This is a genomic window from Streptomyces adustus, from assembly GCF_009377175.1.
In the GTDB taxonomy this organism is placed as follows: domain Bacteria; phylum Actinomycetota; class Actinomycetes; order Streptomycetales; family Streptomycetaceae; genus Streptomyces; species Streptomyces adustus.
Window position 1 is genome coordinate 1 of record NZ_VJZD01000476.1, and the last position, 3,053, is coordinate 3,053.

The 3,053-nt window shown below is 71.2% G+C and carries 4 protein-coding genes; all 4 read right to left on the minus strand.

The genetic code is table 11. The features are described 5' to 3' along the window. Positions 1-60: 60 nt before the first annotated feature. Entirely contained in the window at positions 61-495 is a 435-nt protein-coding gene (gene nusB, locus FNH09_RS45760; RefSeq protein WP_162470101.1) for a transcription antitermination factor NusB, read from the minus strand. A gap of 2 nt (positions 496-497) precedes the next feature. Next, positions 498-1,064, minus strand: a complete 567-nt coding sequence (gene efp / locus FNH09_RS45765) for an elongation factor P (protein ID WP_162470102.1) — start codon at positions 1,062-1,064, stop codon at positions 498-500. 51 nt (positions 1,065-1,115) lie between these two features. Further along, positions 1,116-2,222 carry an aminopeptidase P family protein gene (locus FNH09_RS45770; RefSeq protein ID WP_152895776.1) on the minus strand — a complete coding sequence of 369 codons (1,107 nt, stop codon included), beginning with the start codon at positions 2,220-2,222 and terminating at the stop codon, positions 1,116-1,118. A 224-nt stretch (positions 2,223-2,446) separates the two neighbouring features. After that, on the minus strand, positions 2,447-3,053 hold a 607-nt coding region (locus FNH09_RS45775), incomplete at its 5' end, for an AAA family ATPase (protein ID WP_338017880.1).

Here is a 3,053-nt window from a genome sequence, read left to right on the forward strand (position 1 = left end):
CAGCGTGACGCTGCGGGCCCTCCGGCATACAGGGGGTCTCCCCCGCCTTCCGTTACCGCTTTATGCCTCGTCGCGACGCAGCGAAGGCTTGAGCTCCTTCAGACGGCCGAGCAGGCCGTTGACGAAGGAGGGCGACTCGTCCGTGGAGAACTCCTTCGCCAGCTGCACCATCTCGTCCAGCACCACGGCGTCCGGGGTCTCGTCGACCCAGATCAGCTCGTAGGCGCCGAGACGCAGGAGGTTGCGGTCGACGACCGGCATCCGGTCGAGCGTCCAGCCGACCGAGTACTGAGCGATCAGCTCGTCGATGCGCCGCGCGTACTGCGCGTACCCCTCGACCAGCTGCATCGTGTACTCGCTCACCGGCGGCTGCCGGTCGTCGGTCCGGGAGAGCCGGATCCAGTCCGCGAGGACCGTCAGGACGTCCGCGCCGCGCTGGTCGCCCTCGAAGAGGATCTGGAAGGCGCGCTTGCGGGCCGTGTTGCGGGCAGCCACGGTTAGCTGTTCACCCGGCCGAGGTAGTCGCTCGTGCGGGTGTCGACCTTGATCTTCTCACCGGTGGTGATGAAGAGCGGGACCTGGATCTGGTGACCGGTCTCCAGCGTGGCGGGCTTGGTGCCACCGGTGGAGCGGTCGCCCTGGACACCCGGCTCGGTCTCCTGGATGACCAGCTCGACGGCGGCAGGCAGCTCGACGAAGAGCACCTCGCCCTCGTGCTGGGCGACGACGGCCGTGAAGCCCTCGATGAGGAAGTTGGCCGCGTCGCCGACCGTCTTACGGTCGATCATCAGCTGGTCGTACGTGTCCATGTCCATGAAGACGAAGTACTCGCCGTCCATGTACGAGAACTGCATGTCGCGCTTGTCGACAGTGGCCGTCTCGACCTTGACACCGGCGTTGAACGTCTTGTCGACGACCTTGCCGGAAAGCACGTTCTTCAGCTTGGTGCGCACGAAGGCAGGGCCCTTGCCGGGCTTGACGTGCTGGAACTCGACGACGGACCAGAGCTGGCCGCCTTCGAGCTTGAGCACCAGGCCGTTCTTGAGGTCGTTCGTGGAAGCCACGGTTGCGGAATCTCCTGGACTGACGTGGACGACCCCGGCGCACGCACCTGCCTACAGGGCGAGCAGCTCCTTGGTCGTGATGGTGAGTAGCTCGGGTCCGCCGTCCGCCTCGGGGCGTACGACGAGCGTGTCATCGATCCGGACGCCGCCCCGGCCCGGGAGGTGAACCCCCGGTTCGACGGTGACCGGCACGCAAGCGTCCAGTTTACCCATGGCTGCGGGGGCCAGCTGCGGGTCCTCGTCGATTTCGAGTCCCACACCGTGTCCGGTGAGTGGTGAAAGGCCCTCGCGGTAGCCCGCGGAGCCCAGTACGTGACGTGCGGCACTGTCCACGTCACGGTAGGCCGCACCGGGCGTCAGGGACTCCCGTGCGGCGCGCTGGGCGGCGAAGACGAGGTCGTAGAGCTCGATCTGCCAGTCGGCGGGCGAGGTGCCGATGACGAAGGTGCGGCCGATCTCGCAGCGGTAGCCGTGGTAGGTCGCGCCGAGGCAGACGGAGAGGAAGTCGCCCTCCTCGACCCTGCGGTCGGTGGGCGCGTGGCCGCGCAGGCCGGAGTTCGGGCCGGTGGCGACGGAGGTCGCGAAGGCGGGACCGTCGGCCCCGTGGTCGACGAGGCGCCGCTCCAGCTCCAGGGCGAGGTGGCGCTCGGTCCGCCCGACCAGGATGGACTCCAGCAGCTCGCCGAGGGCCTGGTCGGCGATCTCCGCGCCGATCCGCAGACAGGAGATCTCCTCCTCGTCCTTGACCACCCGCAGCTGCTCGACCGCGCCACCGAGGTCGGCCAGGCGCAGCCCGGGGGCGACCGAGCCGATGGCGCGGTGCCGGGCCACGGTGAGGTGGTGTTCCTCGACGGCCACGGAGTCGGCGCCCTGGGCCGCGACGAGATCGGCGGCCGCGACGGCCGGATCGCCGCCGGGGCTGGACAGGACGTGGACGCGCAGCGTCTCGTCGGGGCGGCCCTCGGCGGGCCGTTCGTCCGGCGGGACGGCGCAGACCAGCAGGTCCTCGCGCTTTCCCAGGAGCAGGACGGCGTCGCGCGGGGCGGCGCCCGCGAGATAGCGCACATTGGCGGCCCGGGAGACCAGCGCCGCCGCGCTGCCGCCCGCGTTGCACCGCTCTCGTAGCCGCGTCCGGCGGGCCGCGTACACCTCTGACATGAGCCGAGCCTACGAGCGGTGGCCGGATCCCGCCGTTCGAGAGGGCCGTGTGGGCGGGCGCCGTTCGGGCGACCCACCACCCTGGGCCCCGCGACGCCCCGCCCTCGGCCACGACGGACGGGCTGTCCGCCGCCCCGGCCGTCCTCCGCCCCGGCACCACGGCAGCCCGACCGGCCGGCGTCACGGCGGACCGGTGTCGTGGCGTCAGGTGGTCGGGGTGTCGGCTACCACTGGGGTGGGCTCGCGATCGAGCGGGCCAGTACGTCGTCCAGGACTCGAGCCGTCGCGGGCACGTCCAGCTGGGAGTTGTCGATGATCGGCAGCCCCGAGCCGTACCACCCGGCCATCCGGCCGTGGATCCGGGCGACCTCCTCGTCGGTCAGACGGCGGTTGCCGCTGCGTTCGGCGTTGCGCTCCAGGACGATGTCCAGGCCGGGCAGGAGCACGACCGGCAGCAGACCGGGCCCCACGTGCCGCTTCCAGCCGCCGAGCCCGACGACCGGACGGTCGGGGAAGACGGCGTCGTCGAGAATGCACGAGATCCCGTTGGCGAGGAAGTTGCGCGCGGCGAACCCGCAGGTGCGTCGGGCCAGCCGGTACTGCGCCTCGGAGTTGTCGTTCCACCCGGACTGCGGGTCGGCGAAACCCGACCGGACCCATTCGCGCACGTCGTCGAGACTGATGTGCGCGGTGGGGACGCGGCGGTGGTCGGCCCAGTACTTGGCGACGCTGGTCTTGCCCGCTCCCGCGGGGCCGATGAGCAGCACCGCGAGGGTGGTGGCCGACGGGTCGGGCACGGGCGCGGCGGCGGGCGGCGGGGCCGGCATGGCG

Excerpts from the sequence above, each read along its gene's own strand:
- FNH09_RS45770 (WP_152895776.1), bottom strand. The coding sequence starts at position 2,222 with ATGTCAGAGGTGTACGCGGCCCGCCGGACGCGGCTACGAGAGCGGTGC.